The 21,129-nt window shown below is 45.5% G+C and carries 23 protein-coding genes; 16 read left to right on the top strand and 7 right to left on the bottom strand.

Features of this window, described 5'->3' with window-relative positions:
- Positions 1-73: 73 nt before the first annotated feature.
- The 6 genes from cytR (at position 74) to rraA (ending at position 5,572) form a co-directional block, all read left to right on the top strand.
- Positions 74-1,078 (top strand): DNA-binding transcriptional regulator CytR, encoded by a 1,005-nt coding sequence (cytR, locus tag CWO08_RS16345; protein ID WP_004729690.1) that lies wholly within the window; start codon positions 74-76, stop codon positions 1,076-1,078.
- Between the two features lie 122 nt (positions 1,079-1,200).
- Positions 1,201-1,734, top strand: coding sequence for a cell division protein FtsN (ftsN, locus tag CWO08_RS16340; RefSeq protein WP_108020781.1), 534 nt, complete (start codon positions 1,201-1,203; stop codon positions 1,732-1,734).
- A gap of 222 nt (positions 1,735-1,956) precedes the next feature.
- On the top strand, positions 1,957-2,505 hold the full coding sequence (gene hslV / locus CWO08_RS16335; RefSeq protein WP_004729692.1) for an ATP-dependent protease subunit HslV: 549 nt from the start codon (positions 1,957-1,959) through the stop codon (positions 2,503-2,505).
- 58 nt (positions 2,506-2,563) lie between these two features.
- Positions 2,564-3,904: an HslU--HslV peptidase ATPase subunit gene (gene hslU / locus CWO08_RS16330; protein ID WP_017077598.1), complete on the top strand. Its 1,341-nt coding sequence runs from the start codon at positions 2,564-2,566 to the stop codon at positions 3,902-3,904.
- A 155-nt stretch (positions 3,905-4,059) separates the two neighbouring features.
- Positions 4,060-4,977, top strand: a complete 918-nt coding sequence (locus CWO08_RS16325; protein WP_017080187.1) for a 1,4-dihydroxy-2-naphthoate polyprenyltransferase — start codon at positions 4,060-4,062, stop codon at positions 4,975-4,977.
- A 73-nt stretch (positions 4,978-5,050) separates the two neighbouring features.
- Positions 5,051-5,572: a ribonuclease E activity regulator RraA gene (gene rraA / locus CWO08_RS16320; protein WP_054542259.1), complete on the top strand. Its 522-nt coding sequence runs from the start codon at positions 5,051-5,053 to the stop codon at positions 5,570-5,572.
- Positions 5,573-5,684: 112 nt separating this feature from the next.
- Here rraA and zapB read toward each other — a convergent pair whose 3' ends face one another.
- The gene (gene zapB, locus CWO08_RS16315) at positions 5,685-5,927 is read right to left on the bottom strand and encodes a cell division protein ZapB (RefSeq protein WP_008219652.1); all 243 of its coding nucleotides are present in this window, start codon (positions 5,925-5,927) and stop codon (positions 5,685-5,687) included.
- Positions 5,928-6,251: 324 nt separating this feature from the next.
- On the opposite strand from zapB, the gene glpX reads away from it, so the two are divergent.
- From glpX to CWO08_RS16300, 3 genes are all read left to right on the top strand, one after another.
- On the top strand, positions 6,252-7,259 hold the full coding sequence (gene glpX, locus CWO08_RS16310; protein WP_048659185.1) for a class II fructose-bisphosphatase: 1,008 nt from the start codon (positions 6,252-6,254) through the stop codon (positions 7,257-7,259).
- Between the two features lie 198 nt (positions 7,260-7,457).
- Complete coding sequence (locus CWO08_RS16305; RefSeq protein ID WP_102433317.1) at positions 7,458-8,078, top strand: metalloregulator ArsR/SmtB family transcription factor; 621 nt, start codon at positions 7,458-7,460, stop codon at positions 8,076-8,078.
- A gap of 122 nt (positions 8,079-8,200) precedes the next feature.
- The gene (locus tag CWO08_RS16300) at positions 8,201-8,548 is read left to right on the top strand and encodes a DUF3135 domain-containing protein (protein ID WP_102433318.1); all 348 of its coding nucleotides are present in this window, start codon (positions 8,201-8,203) and stop codon (positions 8,546-8,548) included.
- Positions 8,549-8,602: 54 nt separating this feature from the next.
- On the opposite strand, the gene CWO08_RS16295 is transcribed toward CWO08_RS16300, so the two are convergent.
- The gene (locus CWO08_RS16295) at positions 8,603-9,031 is read right to left on the bottom strand and encodes a DUF805 domain-containing protein (RefSeq protein WP_048659188.1); all 429 of its coding nucleotides are present in this window, start codon (positions 9,029-9,031) and stop codon (positions 8,603-8,605) included.
- Between the two features lie 45 nt (positions 9,032-9,076).
- Positions 9,077-9,424 carry a 5-carboxymethyl-2-hydroxymuconate Delta-isomerase gene (locus CWO08_RS16290; RefSeq protein ID WP_017061157.1) on the bottom strand — a complete coding sequence of 116 codons (348 nt, stop codon included), beginning with the start codon at positions 9,422-9,424 and terminating at the stop codon, positions 9,077-9,079.
- A gap of 249 nt (positions 9,425-9,673) precedes the next feature.
- On the opposite strand from CWO08_RS16290, the gene tpiA reads away from it, so the two are divergent.
- On the top strand, positions 9,674-10,444 hold the full coding sequence (gene tpiA, locus CWO08_RS16285; protein ID WP_017061158.1) for a triose-phosphate isomerase: 771 nt from the start codon (positions 9,674-9,676) through the stop codon (positions 10,442-10,444).
- A gap of 150 nt (positions 10,445-10,594) precedes the next feature.
- On the opposite strand, the gene pfkA is transcribed toward tpiA, so the two are convergent.
- The 3 genes from pfkA to CWO08_RS16270 all read right to left on the bottom strand — a co-directional run bounded on the left by pfkA (position 10,595) and on the right by CWO08_RS16270 (position 13,457).
- The gene (gene pfkA, locus CWO08_RS16280; protein WP_017061160.1) at positions 10,595-11,557 is read right to left on the bottom strand and encodes a 6-phosphofructokinase; all 963 of its coding nucleotides are present in this window, start codon (positions 11,555-11,557) and stop codon (positions 10,595-10,597) included.
- Positions 11,558-11,874: 317 nt separating this feature from the next.
- Entirely contained in the window at positions 11,875-12,783 is a 909-nt protein-coding gene (fieF, locus tag CWO08_RS16275; protein ID WP_048659217.1) for a CDF family cation-efflux transporter FieF, read from the bottom strand.
- Positions 12,784-12,947: 164 nt separating this feature from the next.
- The gene (locus CWO08_RS16270) at positions 12,948-13,457 is read right to left on the bottom strand and encodes a CpxP family protein (RefSeq protein ID WP_048663014.1); all 510 of its coding nucleotides are present in this window, start codon (positions 13,455-13,457) and stop codon (positions 12,948-12,950) included.
- Positions 13,458-13,644: 187 nt separating this feature from the next.
- On the opposite strand from CWO08_RS16270, the gene CWO08_RS16265 reads away from it, so the two are divergent.
- From CWO08_RS16265 to trmL, 4 genes are all read left to right on the top strand, one after another.
- A complete protein-coding gene (locus CWO08_RS16265) occupies positions 13,645-14,334 on the top strand; it encodes a response regulator (RefSeq protein ID WP_048659190.1) in 690 nt (229 codons plus the stop codon).
- A complete protein-coding gene (cpxA, locus tag CWO08_RS16260) occupies positions 14,334-15,713 on the top strand; it encodes an envelope stress sensor histidine kinase CpxA (RefSeq protein WP_108020780.1) in 1,380 nt (459 codons plus the stop codon). Before CWO08_RS16265 ends, cpxA begins: the two co-directional genes overlap by 1 nt.
- Positions 15,714-15,789: 76 nt before the next feature.
- Entirely contained in the window at positions 15,790-16,407 is a 618-nt protein-coding gene (locus CWO08_RS16255; protein WP_108020779.1) for a superoxide dismutase, read from the top strand.
- Positions 16,408-16,484: 77 nt separating this feature from the next.
- Positions 16,485-16,964, top strand: coding sequence for a tRNA (uridine(34)/cytosine(34)/5-carboxymethylaminomethyluridine(34)-2'-O)-methyltransferase TrmL (trmL, locus tag CWO08_RS16250; RefSeq protein WP_009844716.1), 480 nt, complete (start codon positions 16,485-16,487; stop codon positions 16,962-16,964).
- Between the two features lie 143 nt (positions 16,965-17,107).
- On the opposite strand, the gene CWO08_RS16245 is transcribed toward trmL, so the two are convergent.
- The gene (locus CWO08_RS16245) at positions 17,108-17,632 is read right to left on the bottom strand and encodes an FxsA family protein (protein ID WP_108020778.1); all 525 of its coding nucleotides are present in this window, start codon (positions 17,630-17,632) and stop codon (positions 17,108-17,110) included.
- 284 nt (positions 17,633-17,916) lie between these two features.
- Between CWO08_RS16245 and aspA the strand changes: the two genes are divergently transcribed.
- Both aspA and CWO08_RS16235 read left to right on the top strand, forming a co-directional pair.
- Positions 17,917-19,368 carry an aspartate ammonia-lyase gene (gene aspA, locus CWO08_RS16240; RefSeq protein ID WP_102433322.1) on the top strand — a complete coding sequence of 484 codons (1,452 nt, stop codon included), beginning with the start codon at positions 17,917-17,919 and terminating at the stop codon, positions 19,366-19,368.
- Between the two features lie 180 nt (positions 19,369-19,548).
- Positions 19,549-20,856 carry an anaerobic C4-dicarboxylate transporter gene (locus tag CWO08_RS16235; protein ID WP_048659195.1) on the top strand — a complete coding sequence of 436 codons (1,308 nt, stop codon included), beginning with the start codon at positions 19,549-19,551 and terminating at the stop codon, positions 20,854-20,856.
- The last annotated feature ends 273 nt before the right edge of the window (positions 20,857-21,129 follow it).

Raw genomic sequence — 21,129 nt, 5'->3', positions numbered from 1 at the left:
TCTATCCGATTGTATTAATTATTCACGCCTTAAATACTTAGGCGACAAAGGAACTTAAAAGAGGGTTTAATTTATGGCGACAATGAAGGATGTTGCCCAGCTAGCAGGCGTCTCAACGGCAACGGTATCACGTGCATTGATGAACCCTGAAAAAGTCTCGGTTTCTACTCGTAAACGAGTTGAGACAGCAGTACTTGAAGCTGGATACTCACCCAATACATTAGCTAGAAATTTACGTCGCAACGAATCAAAAACCATCATCACTATCGTTCCTGATATCTGTGACCCTTACTTCGCCGAAATCATTCGTGGTATCGAAGATGCCGCTGTAGAGAATGACTACCTCGTGCTACTGGGTGACAGTGGTCAACAAAAGAAGCGTGAGTCTTCATTTGTTAACTTGGTCTTCACAAAACAAGCAGACGGTATGCTACTGCTTGGTACTGATCATCCGTTTGATGTCAGTAAGCCTGAGCAAAAGAATTTACCGCCAATGGTTATGGCGTGTGAATTCGCACCTGAGCTTGAACTGCCAACGGTTCACATCGACAACCTAACCTCTGCATTTGAAGCCGTGAATTACCTCGCTCAGTTAGGTCATAAGCGCATCGCTCAGATCTCTGGGCCAACGACTGCAACCCTGTGTAAGTTCCGTCAACAAGGCTACCAACAAGCATTGCGCCGCGCTGGAGTATCAATGAACCCAGCTTACAGCACGGTTGGCGATTTCACCTTTGAAGCGGGTGCGCAAGCGGTTCGTCAATTACTTGCACTTCCTGAACAACCTACAGCGATCTTCTGTCATAACGATGCGATGGCGATTGGTGCGATTCAAGAAGCGAAGAAGCTAGGTTTACGCGTTCCTCAAGACCTATCGATTGTTGGCTTCGATGACATCCAATTCGCTCAATACTGCGATCCACCGCTAACCACTATTTCTCAGCCTCGCTATGAGATTGGACGCCAAGCGATGTTGATGATGCTTGATCTATTGAAGGGCAACGATGTGCAAGCAGGTTCGCGTCTGCTTGAAGCTAAATTAGTCGTTAGAGGCAGCACCGCACCACCTCGAATGTAACCCTCAGAAATACCCTTATAAATCTGCGGCACATTTTGATGTGCCGCTTCCATTTCTGCACTATTATCCTCGCGCAATCTGGATTACCATGAGGACAGAATCAGCAACTATTGAATTGTCTTGTGGCTAATAGAGATTATGTAAAGCGCGGTCGTGGCACGAAAAAACCGACCAAGAAACAAGCCCCTCGCCGTAAACCTTGGCGCAGTGGTCTTTTGGCGATCCTCCTTGCCGGTGGTTTTGGTTATGGACTTTACTTATTGAGTAATGATCCTGAGCCGCCAGCACCTGTGGCTACCAAACCAAAACCTAAGCCAAAACCAGCGAAAGTGATTCCACCGCCTCCAGAAGAGAAGTGGGACTACGTTGAAACGCTGCCAAGCCGCGAGATTGAAGTTAAAGCCAAAGAGCAAGAGATCTCTAAGATCCCTTACGTGATGCAGTGTGGTGCTTACAAAACGTCAGCACAGGCAGAAACGCGCAAGTTAGATATTGCGTTCCAAGGTATCTCGAGTGAAATCCGTAAAAAAGACGGCAGTAGCTGGTACCGCGTGGTTCTAGGGCCATACAAGTTGAAGCGTGACGCCGAGCGCGATCGTCATAAGCTGCAACGGGCGAAAATCGAACCTTGCGCTATTTGGAAAGACACCGATTAGATTTAGCGATAGTCTCAGTCTTAATCTTAGCAAAAGCCGAAAACCAAACACCGAAAGCCTCCCATTGTGGAGGTTTTCTTTTATTTACTCCCTTTAGTCAGTTTTCCTTACAACTTCCGCCGATAAGTTGCGCGACATCACTCGCCCTTCCTTGAATTATCCGAGCACCATCCTCATATACTTTTTATACCCAAAGATAAGAAATATTAAGAGGCCCTACTCGTGACTACCATTGTATCTGTACGTCGTAATAATAAAGTCGTCATCGCGGGTGATGGACAAGTATCTCTAGGCAATACTGTAATGAAGGGCAATGCCCGTAAAGTACGTCGCCTATACAACAACAAAGTACTGGCTGGTTTTGCTGGCGGTACGGCAGATGCTTTCACGCTATTCGAAAAATTTGAAAGCAAGCTGCAAATGCACCAAGGCCACCTGACCAAAGCTGCCGTTGAGCTGGCGAAGGATTGGCGTAGCGACCGTGCTCTACGTAAATTAGAAGCACTGCTAGCAGTCGCGGATGAAACCGCTTCACTGATCATCACTGGTAACGGTGACGTCGTTCAACCAGAGAACGACCTGATTGCGATCGGTTCGGGCGGTAACTTCGCTCAAGCAGCAGCGACTGCACTATTAGAAAATACTGATTTAGATGCGCGTGAAATCGCAGAAAAGTCGCTAAACATTGCTGGCGATATCTGTGTATTCACCAACCATCACCACACTATTGAAGAACTAGAAAGCACCGTTGAGCTGCCAAAGCCAGAGTAATGACCGCTTCCATCAATAACGTTGTATTCAACAGTGATTAAAGAATTAAGGAAAAACCATGTCTGAGATGACTCCTCGCGAAATTGTTCACGAACTCAATCGCCACATTATCGGCCAAGACAACGCTAAGCGTTCAGTGGCTATCGCTCTACGTAACCGCTGGCGTCGTATGCAGCTTGAAGAAAGCCTGCGTGTTGAAGTTTCGCCAAAAAACATCCTGATGATTGGCCCAACCGGTGTGGGTAAAACTGAAATTGCTCGCCGTCTAGCGAAACTCGCTAATGCGCCGTTCATCAAGGTAGAAGCGACTAAGTTCACCGAAGTTGGCTACGTTGGTAAAGAAGTTGAGACCATCATCCGTGATCTAACGGACGTTGCGATCAAGATGACACATCAACAAGCGATGGAAAAAGTACAATACCGCGCTGAAGAGCAAGCTGAAGAACGTATTCTTGATGCCCTTCTACCACCAGCACGTGATGCTTGGGGTCAGAACGAGCAATCAACTGAAGACACCACCTCTTCAAACACTCGCCAAATTTTTCGCAAGAAACTGCGCGAAGGTAAGCTAGACGACAAAGAGATCGAAGTTGATGTAGCGGCACCACAAATGGGTGTTGAAATCATGTCACCTCCTGGCATGGAAGAGATGACTAATCAGCTACAAGGCATGTTCCAAAACCTGGCTGGCGACACCAAGAAAAAGCGTAAGATGAAAATCAAAGACGCATTCAAAGCACTGACTGAAGAAGAAGCTGCGAAGCTTGTGAACCAGGAAGAGCTAAAAGAGAGCGCGATCTTCAACGCTGAAAACAACGGCATCGTATTCATCGATGAGATCGACAAAATCTGTAAGCGTGGCGACAGCTCAGGCCCAGACGTATCTCGTGAAGGTGTTCAGCGCGACCTACTGCCTCTAATCGAAGGCAGCACAGTATCAACGAAGCACGGCATGGTTAAAACTGACCACATCTTGTTTATCACATCAGGTGCTTTCCAAGTAGCTAAGCCATCAGACCTGATCCCTGAACTGCAAGGTCGTCTGCCAATCCGCGTAGAGCTTGAAGCACTATCAGCACATGACTTCAAACGTATTCTTACTGAACCAAAGGCGTCACTGACAGAACAGTACATTGCCCTGATGAAAACAGAAGATGTCGGCATTGAGTTCACTGAAGATGGCATCAACCAAATTGCAGACGCAGCATGGCGTGTGAACGAAACCACTGAAAACATCGGTGCGCGTCGTCTACACACAGTCATGGAGCGCCTAATGGATGAAATTTCATTTGACGCAACAGACCGAGCAGGCAGTAAATTGCTGATTGATGAAGCTTATGTAATATCTAAGCTTGGCGAGCTCGTGGAAGACGAAGACCTAAGTCGCTTCATCCTGTAGCACACAAAACTCCAACTTATTGCTCTATCTCAAAGAAATAGCAGCTAATAAGCGAATTCAAGGCCCACTTTCGAGTGGGCTTTTTATTACCCGAAAAATGGGCGTATACTCAAATCACAGTTTGAAACGAAGACTTACAAAGAAATAGACCTACGATGAAACAATCTCTACTGATTTGGCTTGATGCCGCACGACCAAAAACTCTGCCTCTCGCACTCGTCTCTATTCTTACAGGAAGTAGTTTAGCGTTCGCCGGCGGTCAGTTTTCTCTATCAATAGCCCTACTGGCTTTTTTAACTGCCACCTTATTACAAATTTTATCGAACCTAGCCAATGACTATGGTGACGCAGTAAAAGGCACAGACAACGAAAACCGTCTGGGGCCAACACGCGCAATGCAATCCGGCGCGGTGACCGCGAAAACCATGAAGCAAGCGATCATCCTCAACATCGTGTTTACCATGCTCGCTGGGCTGATTCTTATTTTTCATGCCTTAACCTCGATTGAAAGCATCTTATCTTTCATCGCGTTAGGCGTATTAGCCATAATGGCTGCCATCGCTTACACAGTGGGCAATAAACCTTATGGTTATATTGGCCTTGGCGACTTATCGGTATTTATCTTCTTCGGTTTGTTAGGCGTTTCAGGCACATACTTCCTACACACTGGTCATGTTGAGCCAAGCCTATTTCTTCCGGCCTTAGGCTGTGGATTAATGGCGGTTGCGGTACTCAACATCAACAACATGCGTGATATAGAGAACGACAGCGAATGTGGTAAGCGCACCATGGCGGTTCGCCTAGGGCAACGCAAAGCCAAACACTATCATTTTGCACTGCTTGGGCTCGCCCTTGCTTCTTTCGCTATCTACCTACTGATTCAAGAAAAACCGGTCTGGATCAGCCTGCCGTTTTTATTGAGCATTGTTATTGTTTACAAACATGGCAAGGCCGTTTGGGAAACCGAAAAACCAGCGCAGATTGCACCAATGATGCCAGTGATTGTGAAATGCTCACTGGTCACTAACCTATTGTTTGCAGGGGTTGTCGTAGCTCAAACTCTATTGAGTTAAATGAGACTAATCATTGCAAAGGGATCAAGCACCGATATACTCAAAGTAAGCTCATTGTTCAAAAGGTATACTAATGGAATACAACACTTCAGCACTGTGCGACATATATTTGGATCAAGTTGATGTCGTGGAGCCCATGTTCAGCAACTTCGGTGGACGTGCATCCTTCGCAGGACAGATCACGACATTAAAGTGTTTTGAAGACAATGCTTTGATTCGCTCCGTATTAGAGCAAGATGGTCTGGGGCGTGTGTTGTTAATCGATGGTGGCGGCTCACTACGCAAAGCGCTGATCGATGCTGAGATTGCCCTACTTGCCGAAGACAATGAGTGGGAAGGTATTGTGGTTTACGGCTGCGTTCGTGAAGTCGATGAGCTAGAAGACATGAACATTGGTATTCAGGCTTTGGCTTCTATCCCTGTTGGTGCGAGCCAAGAAGGTGTCGGCGAATTGGACGTACCGGTCAACTTTGGCAGCGTAACCTTCTTACCGGAAGATTACCTCTACGCTGATAACACCGGCATTATTCTTTCGGCAGAGCCTTTAGATGTCGAACTTGATCTGGATGTTGAAGAAGAAGAAGAGATCGAGTAACTCTCACTCAGCTTCAAATAATAAAACAAACCATAAGAACACGAAGCATAAGAATACAAACAAAAACGCCCGCTACTCAGTAGCGGGCGTTTTTTTAAATCTGAAGAGTCGATTACTCTACTTCATCCATTTTACCAAGAAGGTTACGGATGCGATCTTGCCATGCTGAATGCTCTTCCTGCATTTGCTGAGTTTTTTGCTCTAGTTCGTGACGGCTTGCTTTAAGCTCACCAGCTTCTGTTGCTAATGCTTGTTTCTCTTCTTTAAGCTCTTCCACTTCCATTTGAAGAAGTGCAATTGTATCTACTGCTGTTTGAATTTTTGCTTCTAGCTGCTCTAGTACTTCAAAAGACATTCTGGCCTACCTTTAAGTTATCCGTTTGATGGTGAAGGTTCACTCCACTTATTTCCCCATTCTACTCAGCAGAGCAAGGATAAACACTCAATATATTCGATATTTTGCGCCATTCGATGAAAAAAACAGCGCTTTTTACCGAATATTGACGTGAACGATTAGCGCCACAACGGCAAACCGATTATTTTGATGAATAATAACTGTTTTCCACTGCGAATTGATCGAGAGCAATCTCCAAAAAACAAAAAGGCAAACGTTTCCTTTTGGATATGGTAAAATTCGCCGCGAAATTTCTATTCCCCCTTTGAAAATTTTGGAGTCCGCATGAAACGCGATTTAGCAATGTCATTCTCTCGTGTCACAGAAGGTGCAGCACTAGCTGGTTACAAGTGGCTTGGCCGTGGCGATAAAAACGCTGCAGATGGCGCTGCTGTAGAAGTAATGCGTAGCCTATTAAACAAAACTGAAATTAGCGGTGAGATCGTTATCGGCGAAGGTGAAATCGATGATGCACCTATGCTGTACATCGGCGAAAACGTAGGTGTGGGCGGCGATGCTGTCGACATCGCAGTTGACCCAATTGAAGGGACACGCATGACAGCAATGGGCCAATCAAATGCATTGGCTGTATTGGCTGCAGGCGAAAAAGGCAGCTTCCTTAAAGCGCCTGATATGTACATGGAGAAGTTGGTTGTAGGCCCAGGTGCTAAAGGTGTGATTGACCTAGAACTACCATTAACAGAAAACCTAGAAAACATCGCTAAAGCGTTAGGTAAAACACTCGATACTCTAGTCGTAACCACACTGGCTAAGCCTCGTCATGATCAAGTCATCGCCGACATGCAAGCTATGGGCGTTCGTGTATTCGCTGTGCCAGACGGTGATGTTGCGGCTTCTATCTTAACGTGTATGCCAGACAGCGAAGTGGACGTCATGTACTGCATCGGCGGCGCACCTGAAGGTGTGGTTTCTGCCGCGGTAATTCGCGCACTTGATGGTGATATGCACGGTCGTCTACTGCCTCGCCACGAAGTGAAAGGCGACACAGCAGAGAACCGTAAACACGGTGAACTTGAGCTTGAGCGTTGTGCTGAAATGGGCGTAACAGCGGGTATCGTGTTGAAGATGGAAGACATGGCTCGCAGCGACAACGTTGTATTCTCAGCAACGGGCATCACTAAGGGTGATTTGCTAGAAGGCATTACTCGTCAGGGTAATATCGCAACAACAGAAACTCTGCTTATCCGTGGCCGCTGCCGTACGATTCGCCGCATCAAATCTATCCACTACCTAGAGCGTAAAGATCCAGAAGTAGTAGGTCATATCCTGTAAGCCTAAACTCGGTGAAACAGAATATTCGAAGGCTGATACCAAGTATCAGCCTTTTGCTTTATTGGCGCAGTAGAATCTCATCATGGCTGCCGATAGAGTAAAACGCGAGCTATAGAGTAAATCATCATCAATATAGTAAATGGTTTGCTTTATAAACACCTTGCCTCATAATAGTAAGGTTCATGAGGTAGGGATAGTATGAAAACAAGCGACAAAATCTTACAGACCATTAAGCGTCAAGGCGCGGTAACCGCGAAACAACTGTCAGAAGAATTTGGCATGACGACAATGGGTGCAAGGCAACATCTGCAAAGCCTGGAAGATGACGGTATTCTTGCTTTTCATGATGTGAAAGTGAAAGTGGGTCGCCCGACTCGCCACTGGTCCCTGACTCAACAAGGCCACAGCCAATTTACAGACCGACATGGTGAACTCACTATTCAAGTGATTGATGCTGTGGAGAATCTATTTGGTAAAGAAGGGCTGGCTAAGGTTGCGGCCGAGCGTGAACAACACACACTCAAGCAATATCAAACTGCGCTGTCTGACTGTGATTCACTCATCAGCAAGCTTAAAAAACTCACCCAGCTTCGTGAAGACGAAGGCTACATGGCAGAGCTTCAAGAGCATGACGATCACTACATCTTGATTGAGAACCACTGCCCTATCTGCAAGGCTGCAACTCGCTGCCCTAGCCTGTGCCAATCTGAGCTCAATGTGTTTACTGAGTTACTAAAAGGTGAGTGTCACGTGAGCCGTACAGAGCACATAATTGCTGGCGAGAGACGCTGTACTTACACATTAACACCCGCACTTTGATCGTAACGGTAAACGGTTGATACTGTCTCAATATTGAGAAAACACAAATAGATTAAAATTTGTACAGATTTCTTTCTTAAGCTTATAGCATATGAAACACGCTTAATGCTAAGGAAGGAATGATGGCGCATCCTCAACCCGCTCAAAAACTGCCACCCTTTGACGAACTTGTCCAACTCGCGAAAAGCGATCCTAAAGCATTCAACCAATTCAAACACGAGATGTGCGAACAGATGATTTGTTCGGCTTCAGAGACCATGCAAGGTAGGCTTCGCGCTCAACAAAGTCACATCGACTTAGTGGTTAGTCGCTGTAAAAACCCACACCATGCCAATGTCGTGCTCATGCAAGAGTTACGCTGTCAGGTCTGTAAGTTCCAAGATGCACTCGAAGGGCGCAGCGGCTTTAAAGAATCTCTGCCTGAAAATGTCGTGCCTTTTAAGCCGAATACCGAACCTAAAATGTACTGAAAGTAGCAAGGCATTAAAAAGAAAAAAGGGAGCCTAATGCTCCCTTCTTATCTATCAATATTTACATGGGTCTTCGCCGTAGTCATTACGGCCTTCAGTGCCCTTCAACAAGCCACACTCAATCAGAATCCATAAGCCACACACTAATGCCGCGACGGTTGCCGCCATATGAATTGGCGATACAGGCTCTGTGGTAGTCGCAGCCATTGGCGAAGCTAAACGACCCAGTACTAGCGGCACATTTAGCAATAGCCAGTAATTCGACTTATTGCGGTCGTGCCAGCGCTTAGCGGTGACCGCAAGATCTGGGATCACAAGCATCAATAGGAAGATTGGTAGCAGGATATACGAATAAGCAGGGAACAACACAGAGATACCAGAAGCAAAACCAGTAATCGCTATGTAGTAGAAAATATTCCAAATCCAGTAAGTCTTACGACCAATTCTCCCCTTGAAAGAGAGCAGTAAATCTTTCATCGACATCTTAAATACTCAAATTTATACGCCGCTAAAAGTCAGCAGCAATGGTTAGTTTATTACTTTTTGAAAACAACTTTTATCCATATCACGAATATTCACCGTTAAGCTTCTTACATGACTCGCTTGCTCTTGCAGGATCTGCATTAACGATCGTGACAATTCTCGCTTTTGCTCTTCCGTTCGTCCCGAAAGTAACTCAAAGCTGATATGAATAAAGTCTACACTATCTTCCTCATCACCGACCAACCAATTATGGCAACGCAGTGAACGAGACTTCACTGATGGCACATCAAACAAGCCACATGTGAGAGCGACTTGGTGGAGATCTTCCAGTAAGCCTTGGATATTCACTCGCTCATCCACTGAATTGGAGTACTCTAGAACTAGATTCGGCATTGTTACTTCCTGTTGTTAACGCAATCGTTTGTCCCTTAATAACAACTAACGATGAAAAATCCGAGAAGTTAGCTATTATTCTGTCTGCCGGATCACTGATATATGCTCAAAATCTACTCTGACCATTGAGTAAGATCCAAGAAAGTCATGACCACAGTCATGATCTGTTGATATTAATCTGTTATATTATTTCGTAATAAAGTTTACTTTTTTACATTCGATTTATTTAAATACTTTGGAGATATTCCTATGCGTCATCCTGTAGTTATGGGTAACTGGAAACTAAACGGCAGCAAAGAAATGGTTGTTGATCTACTAAACGGTCTTAACGCTGAACTTGAAGGCGTAACAGGCGTAGACGTAGCAGTTGCTCCACCAGCACTTTTCGTTGATCTTGCTGAGCGTACGCTTACTGAAGCTGGCAGCGCGATCATCCTAGGTGCTCAAAACTCTGACCTAAACAACAGCGGTGCATTCACTGGCGACATGTCTCCAGCAATGCTTAAAGAGTTCGGTGCATCTCACATCATCATCGGTCACTCTGAGCGTCGTGAATACCACAACGAATCAGATGAGTTCGTAGCTAAGAAATTCGCATTCCTAAAAGAGAACGGCCTAACTCCTGTTCTTTGTATCGGTGAATCTGAAGCACAAAACGAAGCCGGCGAAACTGTTGCTGTATGTGCTCGTCAACTTGACGCTGTTATCAACACTCAAGGTGTTGAAGCTCTTGAAGGCGCTATCATCGCTTACGAACCAATCTGGGCTATCGGTACTGGTAAAGCAGCTACAGCTGAAGATGCACAACGCATCCACGCTCAAATCCGTGCACACATCGCAGAGAAATCTGAAGAAGTTGCTAAGAAAGTTGTTATCCAATACGGCGGTTCTGTTAAGCCAGAAAACGCAGCAGCTTACTTCGCACAACCAGACATCGACGGTGCTCTAGTTGGCGGCGCAGCTCTAGACGCGAAAAGCTTCGCAGCTATCGCTAAAGCAGCAGCTGAAGCAAAAGCTTAATTTAAACGTCACCGTTTAGATTAGATGAAAGGTCAACTTAGGTTGGCCTTTTTTGTTGCCTGTCATTCCAGAAACCTCAAACGGCAGGCACAAAAAAACCGCTGAACAATCAGCGGTTTTTAAATTCTTTAAGCGAACGCTAGGCGTGACTTAGAACAACTCTTCTGCAACGCGGAACAGCTCAGAACGGTCTGGGTTCTGCATGTTCTCGATACAGTCGATGATGTCGTGGTGAACAAGTTCTTCTTTCTCGATACCAACACAACGACCACCGTGACCTTCTTGAAGAAGGTGAACAGCGTAGTTACCCATGCGAGAAGCCAGTACACGGTCAAATGCAGTAGGACGACCACCACGTTGGATGTGACCAAGAACCGTTGCACGAGTTTCACGACCAGTTGAAGATTCGATCTCTTTAGCCAGTTCGTTCGCATCCATCATTAGCTCAGTTAGAGCGATGATTGCGTGCTTCTTACCTTTAGCAATACCATCTTGGATGTTGCTGATAAGCTGTTCTTTATCTAGGCCAGTCTCTGGAGTAATGATGTACTCACAACCACCCGCGATTGCTGACATAAGCGTAAGGTCACCACAGTGACGGCCCATGATTTCAACAATAGAAATACGTTGGTGAGAAGAAGACGTGTCACGTAGACGGTCAATTGAATCAATAACAGTGTTAAGCGCTGTTAGGTAGCCGATTGTGTAGTCAGTACCCGCGATATCGTTATCGATTGTGCCTGGAAGACCGATACATGGGTAACCCATTTCAGTCAGTTTCTTAGCACCCATGTAAGAACCGTCACCACCGATAACAACAAGTGCTTCGATGCCGTGCTTCTTAAGGTTCTCAATGCCTTTCTCACGAACAGCAACGTCTTTGAACTCAGGGAAACGTGCAGAACCTAAGAAAGTACCACCACGGTTGATCACGTCAGATACGCTTGAACGGTCAAGCTTTTCGATACGGTCTTCAACAAGGCCTTGGTAGCCGTCGTAAATGCCGTAAACTTCAATGCCAACTGATAACGCAGTACGAACAACGCCGCGAACTGCTGCGTTCATACCTGGAGCGTCACCACCACTGGTCAAAACACCGATCTTCTTAATCATGCTCACCCTCGATTTTTGGGAATCTATTATTCAATTCTTGTACTTGCTGATTGTATATCAACAAGATTTTAAATCTGTATTTGTGCTTTATGTTACATTTCCTCAAAGGGAATAGCACTTAAATCGCGTAAATTTATGTAACATTTCTACTTCTGTAAGAGTATTACAGTTTTACTCAGTAACTTTGTTGATTCACATCAGAATCAACATTAATTGTTACTAAGGTGTTTTTTGAATCACCAAAGAGTTAGTAATTTTTACTCACTTTAGTTCAAAAGCCACCCACTTACCATTTGCCAGCTAATTTTTAGCACGCATTACCACGAGTGGAATTTCTGCTGCTTCTCTGGTCCAAATACGACCGAATACGGGTCTTGGTGAATTAATACATCAGCATCAGGGAACACGGAGATAAGCTTAGCCTCTACTTCGTCTGAAATGCGATGCGCTTCAATAAGTGGGATATTATCTTCTAATTCTAGATGCAGTTGAATGAAGCGAATTGGCCCCGAACGACGCGTTCGTAATTGATGCACACCCAAAACGCCTTCCACGCTCAATGATGTCTCTTTTATCTGCTTTAGTTCTTCATCAGGTAGCTTATGATCAAGCAGAGATTGAACCGCTTCCATCGCCATTTGATAAGCGCTGTACAGAATGTAGATACCTATACCGACCGCAAATACAGAGTCCGCTTGGCCAAGCCCAAACCAACTCAATGCCAGTGCTAGCATAATCGCGGCGTTCATATAAAGGTCTGATTGATAGTGCAATGAATCGGCTGCAATAGCTTGGCTACCCGTTTTGTTGACCACATGTTTTTGGAAGCGAACCAGACCAAAGGTCATCACTATCGCGAACAGGCTGACGTAGATACCAATTTCTGGAGAGTTCAGTTCATGAGGTCGGAAGAAGCGCTCAATACCATTGAGAATAAGGAAACATGCTGAGCCTGAAATAAACATCGCTTGCGCTAATGCAGCAAGGGATTCGGCCTTACCATGACCAAAGGTGTGCTCTTTGTCGGCAGGCTGCAGAGAGTAGCGAACCACGATAAGGTTAACGACAGAGGCTGCGATATCAAGCATGGAGTCCACGACGGAAGCCAACAGACTCACAGAACCTGTCACCCACCACGCTGCGACTTTCACTATCAATAAAATAGTGGCGATGGTTGTGGCTGCCCAAGCGGCGAGCGTAACTAAACGTGCGTATTCTTGTTTCATAACTTGGCTATAAAGTGACTGATAGCACAAAGTATAACCCGCAAACAACCAATTGAATATGACAGCCATGATGTAAAACATTCATTTTTAAGGATCAAAAAAAGCGGCACACGGCCGCTTCTTTCTAAACACTTTCATGCAACGCTGATTTCTCAAGCAATGAATTACTTGTCTTTGTTCATGCGTTTTTCCATTTTGTCAGCACACTTAGTCATGCGCTCTTGTTGGATTTCTTTCAGTTGAGTCTTTTGCTCAGGTGTTAGTACGCTCATCATTTGATGTTGTTTCTTAAGCATTGCTACGCGACGCTCAGTTTGCTTCTCAACCATTTGGCTTGCTAGGTCGTTTGCTGCTGCTTCATCGAAGTTGTCAGCCAGTACCAATGCTTGAACTTTCTCTTGATGCGCTTTCATTTTCGCCATCTTGTCAGCTTTATTGCCTGAGTGTTTTGCTTTCATCTCAGCGCGGTTCGCTTCTCGCATCTCTTTTAGTTCTGCTTTTTGAGCATCAGTCAGGTCTAGCTGACGCATCACTTTCTTATCGAAGCCGCCACATTTACCGTGCATGCCTTTGTGGTCGCCTTTATCACCACCACCGTAAGCATATGCGCTTGCTGTACCAAAAATAAGTGGAAGTGCCGCAGCTGCTAGTACAAGTTTCTTAGTCATTTTCATAATTGTTGCCTCAATTCGGTATAATAAGTCATGTGTTGCGTCTGTTTCTCAGCGCTTGAATATAGATTAGTCTTTCCCTCGTAAAGTGACGTTTAGAAAGCGTAAAGAATCGTAAAGAGTGAAAGTTGACGAATAATTAGCAGTATTATTAACCTGTAAATAGCAGATAACCGATTAAGGCTTCCCAATGGCGAACATTCTTCTTATTGATGACGACACCGAGTTAACCAGCTTACTCAAAGACATTCTGAGCTTTGAGGGCTTCACTGTTTCCGAAGCCAATGATGGCTATGCGGGACTTGAAGCTATCAATGATGAGATTGACCTGATTCTTTTGGATGTGATGATGCCGCGTCTTAATGGCATGGAGACACTAAAGAAACTGAGAGAAAATTGGGAAACGCCCGTGCTGATGCTGACCGCAAAAGGCGAAGAGATCGACCGTGTAATTGGCCTTGAACTTGGCGCAGACGATTATCTACCTAAGCCTTTCAGTGACAGAGAGTTGTTAGCGCGTATTCGTGCCATTTTGCGTCGGACTCAAACCACCACTGCACCTAAAGCGGTCAGTGACAAGGTTCAATATCAAGACATCGAAGTCTTCCCTGGTAAACAAGAAGCCTACTGCAATGGTCAGCTCATCGACCTCACCACAACCGAGTTCGCACTACTGAGTCACCTTATCCAAAATCCAGGGCAAGTGATCACCAAAGAAGCATTGAGCCTAGATGTGTTAGGTAAAAGGCTTGCGGCGTTTGACCGCGCAATTGATATGCACATCTCCAATCTGCGTAAAAAGATTCCTGAGCGTAGCGACGGCAAATCTCGCATCAAAACCTTACGAGGCCGTGGTTACTTATTGGTAGAGGAAGATTAATGCGTATCCCTAAAATCACCAGCTTATATGGACGTATCTTTGCTATCTTTTGGTTCACCATGTTACTGGTGCTTTTGTCGGTGCTGTCACTTCCCCATTTAGATCCACGTGTAGCACGTGATGTGCCCGCGGATCATCTCAATAAGTTAGAGCGTATCGCTAAATTCACAGAGAAACGCTACGCCAAAGAACCGAATCTGGGCAAAATTGTGTTCCAACTTGAGGCACCACGTAGCCGCAAGGATTCTCGCGCCCGCATCTACTTAACCGACCTTGAAGGAGCAGTCCTTACCTCTAAGAGACATTCAGACTACAAGTTGAAGGCAATTCGAAACTTTGTGACCTCAATTGAGAACCCTGAAGTGCCGAAGCAGAAGCTATACGGGCACTACATGGTGGCTGGGCCTGTGCCTATTACGCTTGCCGGTGAAGAGTTGCTGATGTACGCAGGAGTGAAATGGAATCAACCACCGCCATTTTTGCTACGACTGTTTGATAGACCTTTACAACTATTGCTTGCGGTAATGCTAGCAAGTACCCCGCTATTGCTATGGTTAGCTTGGGCCTTGAGCCAACCTGCTCGCAGGCTCGAACGCGCAGCTCAGCGCGTAGCGAAAGGTCAATTTGAAGTCGATCCAACACTTGAAAAAGGCACTTCAGAGTTTAGACAAGCAGGTGAAAGCTTTAACCAGATGGTAGAAGCGGTGAACCAAATGATTTCGGGGCAACAGCGACTGCTCTCTGATATTTCACACGAGCTCCGCTCCCCACTGACTCGTCTGCGTATGGCCAATGCTTTGGCAATTCGTAAACAAGGTGAGAGCCAAGAGTTAGAACGCATTGACACCGAAGCACAACGTTTGGAACAGATGATCAGTGAGCTACTGACGCTATCTCGTATGCAGGTCGACAGCCACATTACTCGTGAGGTTCAACCTATCTCGAGCCTGTGGGAAGAGATCTTGAAAGACGCACAGTTTGAAGCCGAGCAGATGGGTAAACAGCTGACGTTCTCGGAGATCCCCGAGCGTTCTATTTCGGGTAACCCTAAGCTGCTGATGAGTGCGCTAGACAATATTACGCGTAATGCCATCTACTACGGCAAAGACCAAGTCGATGTGCAGTTCCACGTGGTGCAAGATCAGCTAACAATTTGCGTCAACGATAATGGTGATGGTGTACCTGATGATGAATTAGATTCTATCTTCAGGCCTTTCTACCGTGTCTCAACTGCCCGTGATCGTAATACCGGAGGCACAGGGCTTGGGTTAACCATTACTGAAAGTGCGATTCGCCAACACAGCGGAACCATCACAGCAACCCGCAGCCAGTTAGGTGGATTGCAGCTCGAAATCACCCTACCTATCTTACCGGTGTAATACCCTTACAAAGATCACAGTTGATAATGATTGTTATTATCATTATGGTAAATCCTCTAATTATGAAGGATTTACCATGTCGCACACTTTCCCTGAACTACCCTACGCTTACGACGCCCTAGAACCTTACATTGACGCCAAAACGATGGAAGTGCATTACAGCAAGCACCATAGAACCTACTACGATAAGTTTGTTGCGGCGGTGTCTGGCAGCGAACTAGAACAGCAATCTCTGACCGAAATCTTCGCTAACATCTCGCAGCACAGCCCTGCCGTGCGTAACAATGGTGGCGGCTACTACAACCATATCTTGTATTGGAATTGTATGTCGCAAGACGGCGGTGGAGAACCGACAGGCGAACTTGGTGATGCTATCAAGAGCACATTCGGAGATTTCAAGACGTTCCAAGATCAGTTCGCTCAAGCAGCAATCAATACCTTCGGCTCAGGCTTTGCGTGGTTGGTGGTAGAAGAAGGACAACTGAAAATCATCTCAACCTCAAACCAAGACAACCCGTGGATGGATACCATCGCCAGCAATGGTGAGCCAATTCTTGCGCTGGATGTTTGGGAACACGCTTACTACATCAGCTACCAAAACCGTCGCCCTGATTACATCAACGCATGGTGGAATGTGGTGAATTGGAATGCCGTATCTGAAAACTACGCACAAGCACTTACGAATAAAGCGTAAGCGAATGGTGGTGAACTGTACTCACTCAGCTTGCCACCGTATACTCGGGCTATCTTTGATTATTCTTGTGAACCAACATGTTTGATATCGCTCTATACGAACCAGAAATTGCGCCCAATACGGGTAACATCATCCGCCTATGTGCTAACTGCGGCGCAAACCTGCACCTGATTGAACCGCTTGGCTTTGATTTTGAAGAGAAGAAAGTTCGTCGTGCTGGCTTGGATTACCACGACCTTGCGCGTGTGAAGCGTCACAAGAACCTAGAAGCCTTCCTTGAGTATCTAGAAAATGAACGCGAAGGTGACTTCCGTATTTTTGCTTGCACAACGAAAACCACAGGTCACCACGTGGATGCAAAATTCCAACAAGGTGATGTGTTGATGTTTGGCCCAGAGACACGCGGCCTGCCTGCTGAGTTCATCGAAAGCATGCCAATGGAACAACGCATTCGCATTCCAATGATGCCAGACGCACGCAGCCTAAACCTATCTAACGCGGTTGCGATTATTGCTTTTGAAGCGTGGCGACAAATGGGGTTTGAAGGCGCGGTATAACCGATCGCTTACTAGGGCGGTTATCTGCTACCAATGATCGCTAACACGCAATAAAAAAGGCTCTTACCATTATCACTTGCTTGCGAAGGATAAAGGTAAGAGCCTTTTCTGTTTTTCCTCTATATAAGAAGAGAAAAAATCAATTAGTTTAATCGGTTACGATCGTTGTCGTCGCCTTTCTTCTCAAACTCACCTTCAAAGGTGTTGCCGTCTTTTGACTGGTCAAATGGGTCGCGATTGAATGGGTCTTGTCCAAAAGGACTCTGACCAAAGCCAGCTTGCCCACCGGTATGGAAACCACCAGACATATTTTTAACCACCATTTTTTCCATCATTTTCTTGGCAATCATGGCTCTTGGTGCTGGTAGCAACACCAACATACCCAACGCGTCTGTCATGAAGCCCGGAGTCAGCAGCAATACGCCTGCAACCGCAAGCATCACGCCTTCAAGAATCTGTTGTGCTGGCATTTCCCCTTGTTGTAATCGACCTTGTACAGACATAAGTGTCTGAATGCCTTGGCTACGAACCAGTGAGGCACCAACAAATGCAGTAATCAACACTAACGCAATAGTTGGCCACAATCCTAAGAAGCCACCAACTTGAATAAATAGCCCAATCTCAATGATGGGTACGAAGATAAATAGTAATAATAAGATAGGAAACACACGCCCTCCTTTGTTGCATTCAGTTTACGCTGAAAGCCCTATCAATCTCAAATTTATCCTGTAAATAAGCGTGTTTATTGACCGAGAATAACTTTGCAAAATATTGACGAAACAAAACCGAAAAAGGTGATCAACTTAATATTTTTATGCGCTAAGTACAGTATCATGTGCCACATAAGTCAGGACGGATTTATCAGCCCAATATTCTAGCGAACGGAGTATTTGCACACAGAATAGGCTAATAACTAACTATATAATCAGAATAATTCTCTAAGGATCCTGTTATGGCTACTCTATCAGAAGCACAAGTTGATGCTCCTCAAGCTACTCGTCTCGAAGAAGATCTTTTAGGTCAACGTCATGTTCCGGCTGATGCTTACTATGGCATCCACACCCTACGCGCAGTTGAAAACTTCAACATCTCAAATGTAACGATCTCAGATGTACCTGAATTCGTTCGCGGTATGGTGATGACAAAGAAAGCGGCGGCTTTAGCAAACAAAGAGTTAGGTGTAATTCCTAGCGAAGTGGCTAAATACATCATCCAAGCTTGTGACCTAATTCTAGACACGGGTAAGTGCATGGATCAGTTCCCATCAGACGTTTTCCAAGGTGGTGCTGGTACTTCTGTAAACATGAACGCGAACGAAGTGGTTGCGAACGTGGCACTTGAGCTTATGGGCAAAGAAAAAGGCCAATACGAGTTCATCAACCCGAACGACCATGTAAACCGTAGCCAATCTACAAACTGTGCTTACCCAACTGGCTTCCGTATCTCTGTTTACAACAGCGTACTAAAACTGATCGACGCGATTGAATACCTAAAAGGTGCATTCGAGCTTAAGAGCCAAGAATTCAACACCATTTTGAAGATGGGTCGTACTCAACTTCAAGATGCAGTTCCAATGACGGTTGGCCAAGAGTTTCACGCTTGGGCTGTAACCATCAATGAAGAAATCAAAAACCTAGAATACACCTCAAAGCTACTGCTTGAAGTTAACCTAGGCGCAACAGCTATCGGTACTGGTCTGAATGCAGCTCCTGGCTACCAAGGCCTAGCAGTTAAACACCTAGCAGAAGTAACGGGCCTTGAGTGTGTAGCGGCTGAAGATCTTATCGAAGCAACGTCTGACTGTGGCGCATACGTAATGACGCACGGCGCACTTAAGCGTCTAGCCGTTAAGCTATCTAAGATCTGTAACGATTTACGTCTACTTTCTTCTGGCCCACGTACTGGCCTGAACGAACTGAACCTACCTGAACTACAAGCTGGCTCTTCAATCATGCCTGCTAAAGTAAACCCAGTTGTACCTGAAGTAGTAAACCAAGTTTGCTTTAAAGTTCTAGGTAATGACAACACGGTTTCTTTCGCAGCAGAAGGCGGTCAGCTTCAATTGAACGTAATGGAACCTGTTATCGCACAAAGCATGTTTGAGTCTTTAGACATCCTAACAAACGCATGTGTGAACCTACGCGACAAGTGTGTAGACGGCATTACTGTGAACAAAGAAGTGTGTGAATCTCACGTATTTAACTCTATCGGTATCGTAACTTACCTAAACCCATACATTGGCCACCACGAAGGTGACATTGTTGGTAAGATCTGTGCAGAAACAGGTAAGAGCGTGCGTGATGTGGTTCTAGAGCGCGGTTTATTGAGCGAAGAAGAGCTTGATGACATTTTCTCTGTTGAAAATTTGATGCATCCTCAGTATAAAGCGAAGCGCTACGAATAAAGTTAGCGAGAAAGGGCTCCAAACGGAGCCCTTTTTTAGGCTCCAATACGGTTAACCATGTTTATTTTGTGGATTTCTGTATGTTGCACTTTTGCTTAATTGAACCTAAACCATAGAACTATTATGTGAACATTCCAGCGGCGAATGTTCACATAATAAAATCTAAATGAGGTGTTACTTATGATTGCAGTAGAACTATTTGTCGTCCTGCTCTTTATCTTTTTGGGGGCCAGAATTGGCGGTATCGGTATCGGTTTTGCCGGTGGTGCTGGTGTTATTGCCCTTTCACTTATTCTTGGCGTTCCAACAAGCCAATCTTTCATCCCGATCGACGTAATCTTGATCATCATGTCTGTTATCACCGCAATTGCTGCAATGCAGGTTGCTGGCGGTATGGACTGGTTGGTGCAAATTGCAGAAAACTTTTTGCGTAAGCACCCTGAACGCATCACCTTTTATGCGCCAATCGTGACCTTTGTAATGACGCTAATGGCGGGTACTGGTCACACAGCATTCTCAACACTTCCTGTTATCGCAGAAGTAGCGAAAGGCCAAGGCGTTCGTCCTTCTCGTCCACTGTCTATCGCAGTTGTCGCTTCTCAAATCGCTATCACGGCTTCGCCAATCTCGGCAGCGGTTGTGGCTTTCGCGGCAATGCTGGCACCGTTCGGTGTTGATTATCTAACGCTACTGATGGTTTGTATCCCAACAACCTTCATCGCTTGTATGGTTGGCGCGGTTGTCGCTAACTACATGGGTAGCGAGCTGAAAGACGATCCTGTTTACCAAGAGCGTCTAGAGAAAGGTCTAATCAAACTAGCAACAGAAGAGAAACGCGAAATTCTGCCAACAGCGAAGAAAGCAACGTACATCTTCCTAGCAGCGATTGGTTTCGTGGTGTGCTACGCAGCAGCTATCTCTAGCTCTGTTGGTCTAATTGAAAACCCTGCGCTAGGTCGTAACGAAGCGATCATGTCTGTGATGCTGGCAGCAGCTGCGGCTATCGTTCTGTTCACTAAGATTGATGCAGCTAAGATTTCTTCAGCGCCAACATTCCGCTCTGGTATGACGGCATGTGTATGTGTACTTGGTGTGGCTTGGTTAGGTTCAACATTTGTAAACGCACACGTTGCTGAAATCAAAGACGTAGCAGGCGCTCTACTGGCTGACTACCCATGGATGCTGGCTCTTGTTCTGTTCTTCGCTTCGATGCTGCTTTACTCTCAAGGCGCAACAACGGTTGCACTGATGCCTGCAGCACTAGCGATTGGCGTAGCACCACTAACAGCCGTTGCTTCTTTTGCTGCGGTAAGTGCGCTGTTCGTACTTCCAACTTACCCTACGCTACTAGCAGCGGTTGAGATGGATGACACAGGCTCAACGCGTATCGGTAACTACGTTTTCAACCACCCATTCTTCATTCCAGGTGTGGTAACAATCAGTACAGCGGTAGCACTAGGCTTCGCGTTCGGCGGTCTGTTTATCTAATATTCGCTGATGATTGAACATTTAAAAGGAAGCTTCGGCTTCCTTTTTTATTTTCTACTCAACGTGTTGTTTGATACACATCAAATAACCATTATAAACTTTAAAAACCGCCTAAAAATAAAGTTTGAATAAAATTCCAAGATTATTCAACCCAACTAGAAACAACACCTATCAAATCAATCCCCCCTCGCTTTCCTTTAATCCATAGCGAATATTAATCCAAGCTAACTAACCAAAAAACCTTGCCGTTTTTCTGCCATTTTTCAGACCATT

It is taken from the genome of Vibrio sp. 10N.286.48.B8 (assembly GCF_003050085.1).
Taxonomy (GTDB): Bacteria; Pseudomonadota; Gammaproteobacteria; order Enterobacterales; family Vibrionaceae; genus Vibrio; species Vibrio crassostreae.
This window is presented reverse-complemented; position numbering and strand designations above follow the sequence as displayed.

Excerpts from the sequence above, each read along its gene's own strand:
- fieF (WP_048659217.1), bottom strand. The coding sequence starts at position 12,783 with ATGAAACAAGAATACGCACGTTTAGTTACGCTCGCCGCTTGGGCAGCC.
- CWO08_RS16270 (WP_048663014.1), bottom strand. The coding sequence starts at position 13,457 with ATGAAAATGACTAAGAAACTTGTACTAGCAGCTGCGGCACTTCCACTT.
- zapB (WP_008219652.1), bottom strand. The coding sequence starts at position 5,927 with ATGTCTTTTGAAGTACTAGAGCAGCTAGAAGCAAAAATTCAAACAGCA.
- hslU (WP_017077598.1), top strand. The coding sequence starts at position 2,564 with ATGTCTGAGATGACTCCTCGCGAAATTGTTCACGAACTCAATCGCCAC.
- rraA (WP_054542259.1), top strand. The coding sequence starts at position 5,051 with ATGGAATACAACACTTCAGCACTGTGCGACATATATTTGGATCAAGTT.
- trmL (WP_009844716.1), top strand. The coding sequence starts at position 16,485 with ATGTTTGATATCGCTCTATACGAACCAGAAATTGCGCCCAATACGGGT.
- CWO08_RS16235 (WP_048659195.1), top strand. The coding sequence starts at position 19,549 with ATGATTGCAGTAGAACTATTTGTCGTCCTGCTCTTTATCTTTTTGGGG.
- glpX (WP_048659185.1), top strand. The coding sequence starts at position 6,252 with ATGAAACGCGATTTAGCAATGTCATTCTCTCGTGTCACAGAAGGTGCA.
- cytR (WP_004729690.1), top strand. The coding sequence starts at position 74 with ATGGCGACAATGAAGGATGTTGCCCAGCTAGCAGGCGTCTCAACGGCA.
- CWO08_RS16325 (WP_017080187.1), top strand. The coding sequence starts at position 4,060 with ATGAAACAATCTCTACTGATTTGGCTTGATGCCGCACGACCAAAAACT.
- CWO08_RS16290 (WP_017061157.1), bottom strand. The coding sequence starts at position 9,424 with ATGCCGAATCTAGTTCTAGAGTACTCCAATTCAGTGGATGAGCGAGTG.
- aspA (WP_102433322.1), top strand. The coding sequence starts at position 17,917 with ATGGCTACTCTATCAGAAGCACAAGTTGATGCTCCTCAAGCTACTCGT.
- tpiA (WP_017061158.1), top strand. The coding sequence starts at position 9,674 with ATGCGTCATCCTGTAGTTATGGGTAACTGGAAACTAAACGGCAGCAAA.
- CWO08_RS16265 (WP_048659190.1), top strand. The coding sequence starts at position 13,645 with ATGGCGAACATTCTTCTTATTGATGACGACACCGAGTTAACCAGCTTA.
- CWO08_RS16300 (WP_102433318.1), top strand. The coding sequence starts at position 8,201 with ATGGCGCATCCTCAACCCGCTCAAAAACTGCCACCCTTTGACGAACTT.
- CWO08_RS16295 (WP_048659188.1), bottom strand. The coding sequence starts at position 9,031 with ATGTCGATGAAAGATTTACTGCTCTCTTTCAAGGGGAGAATTGGTCGT.
- CWO08_RS16305 (WP_102433317.1), top strand. The coding sequence starts at position 7,458 with ATGAAAACAAGCGACAAAATCTTACAGACCATTAAGCGTCAAGGCGCG.
- CWO08_RS16255 (WP_108020779.1), top strand. The coding sequence starts at position 15,790 with ATGTCGCACACTTTCCCTGAACTACCCTACGCTTACGACGCCCTAGAA.
- pfkA (WP_017061160.1), bottom strand. The coding sequence starts at position 11,557 with ATGATTAAGAAGATCGGTGTTTTGACCAGTGGTGGTGACGCTCCAGGT.
- cpxA (WP_108020780.1), top strand. The coding sequence starts at position 14,334 with ATGCGTATCCCTAAAATCACCAGCTTATATGGACGTATCTTTGCTATC.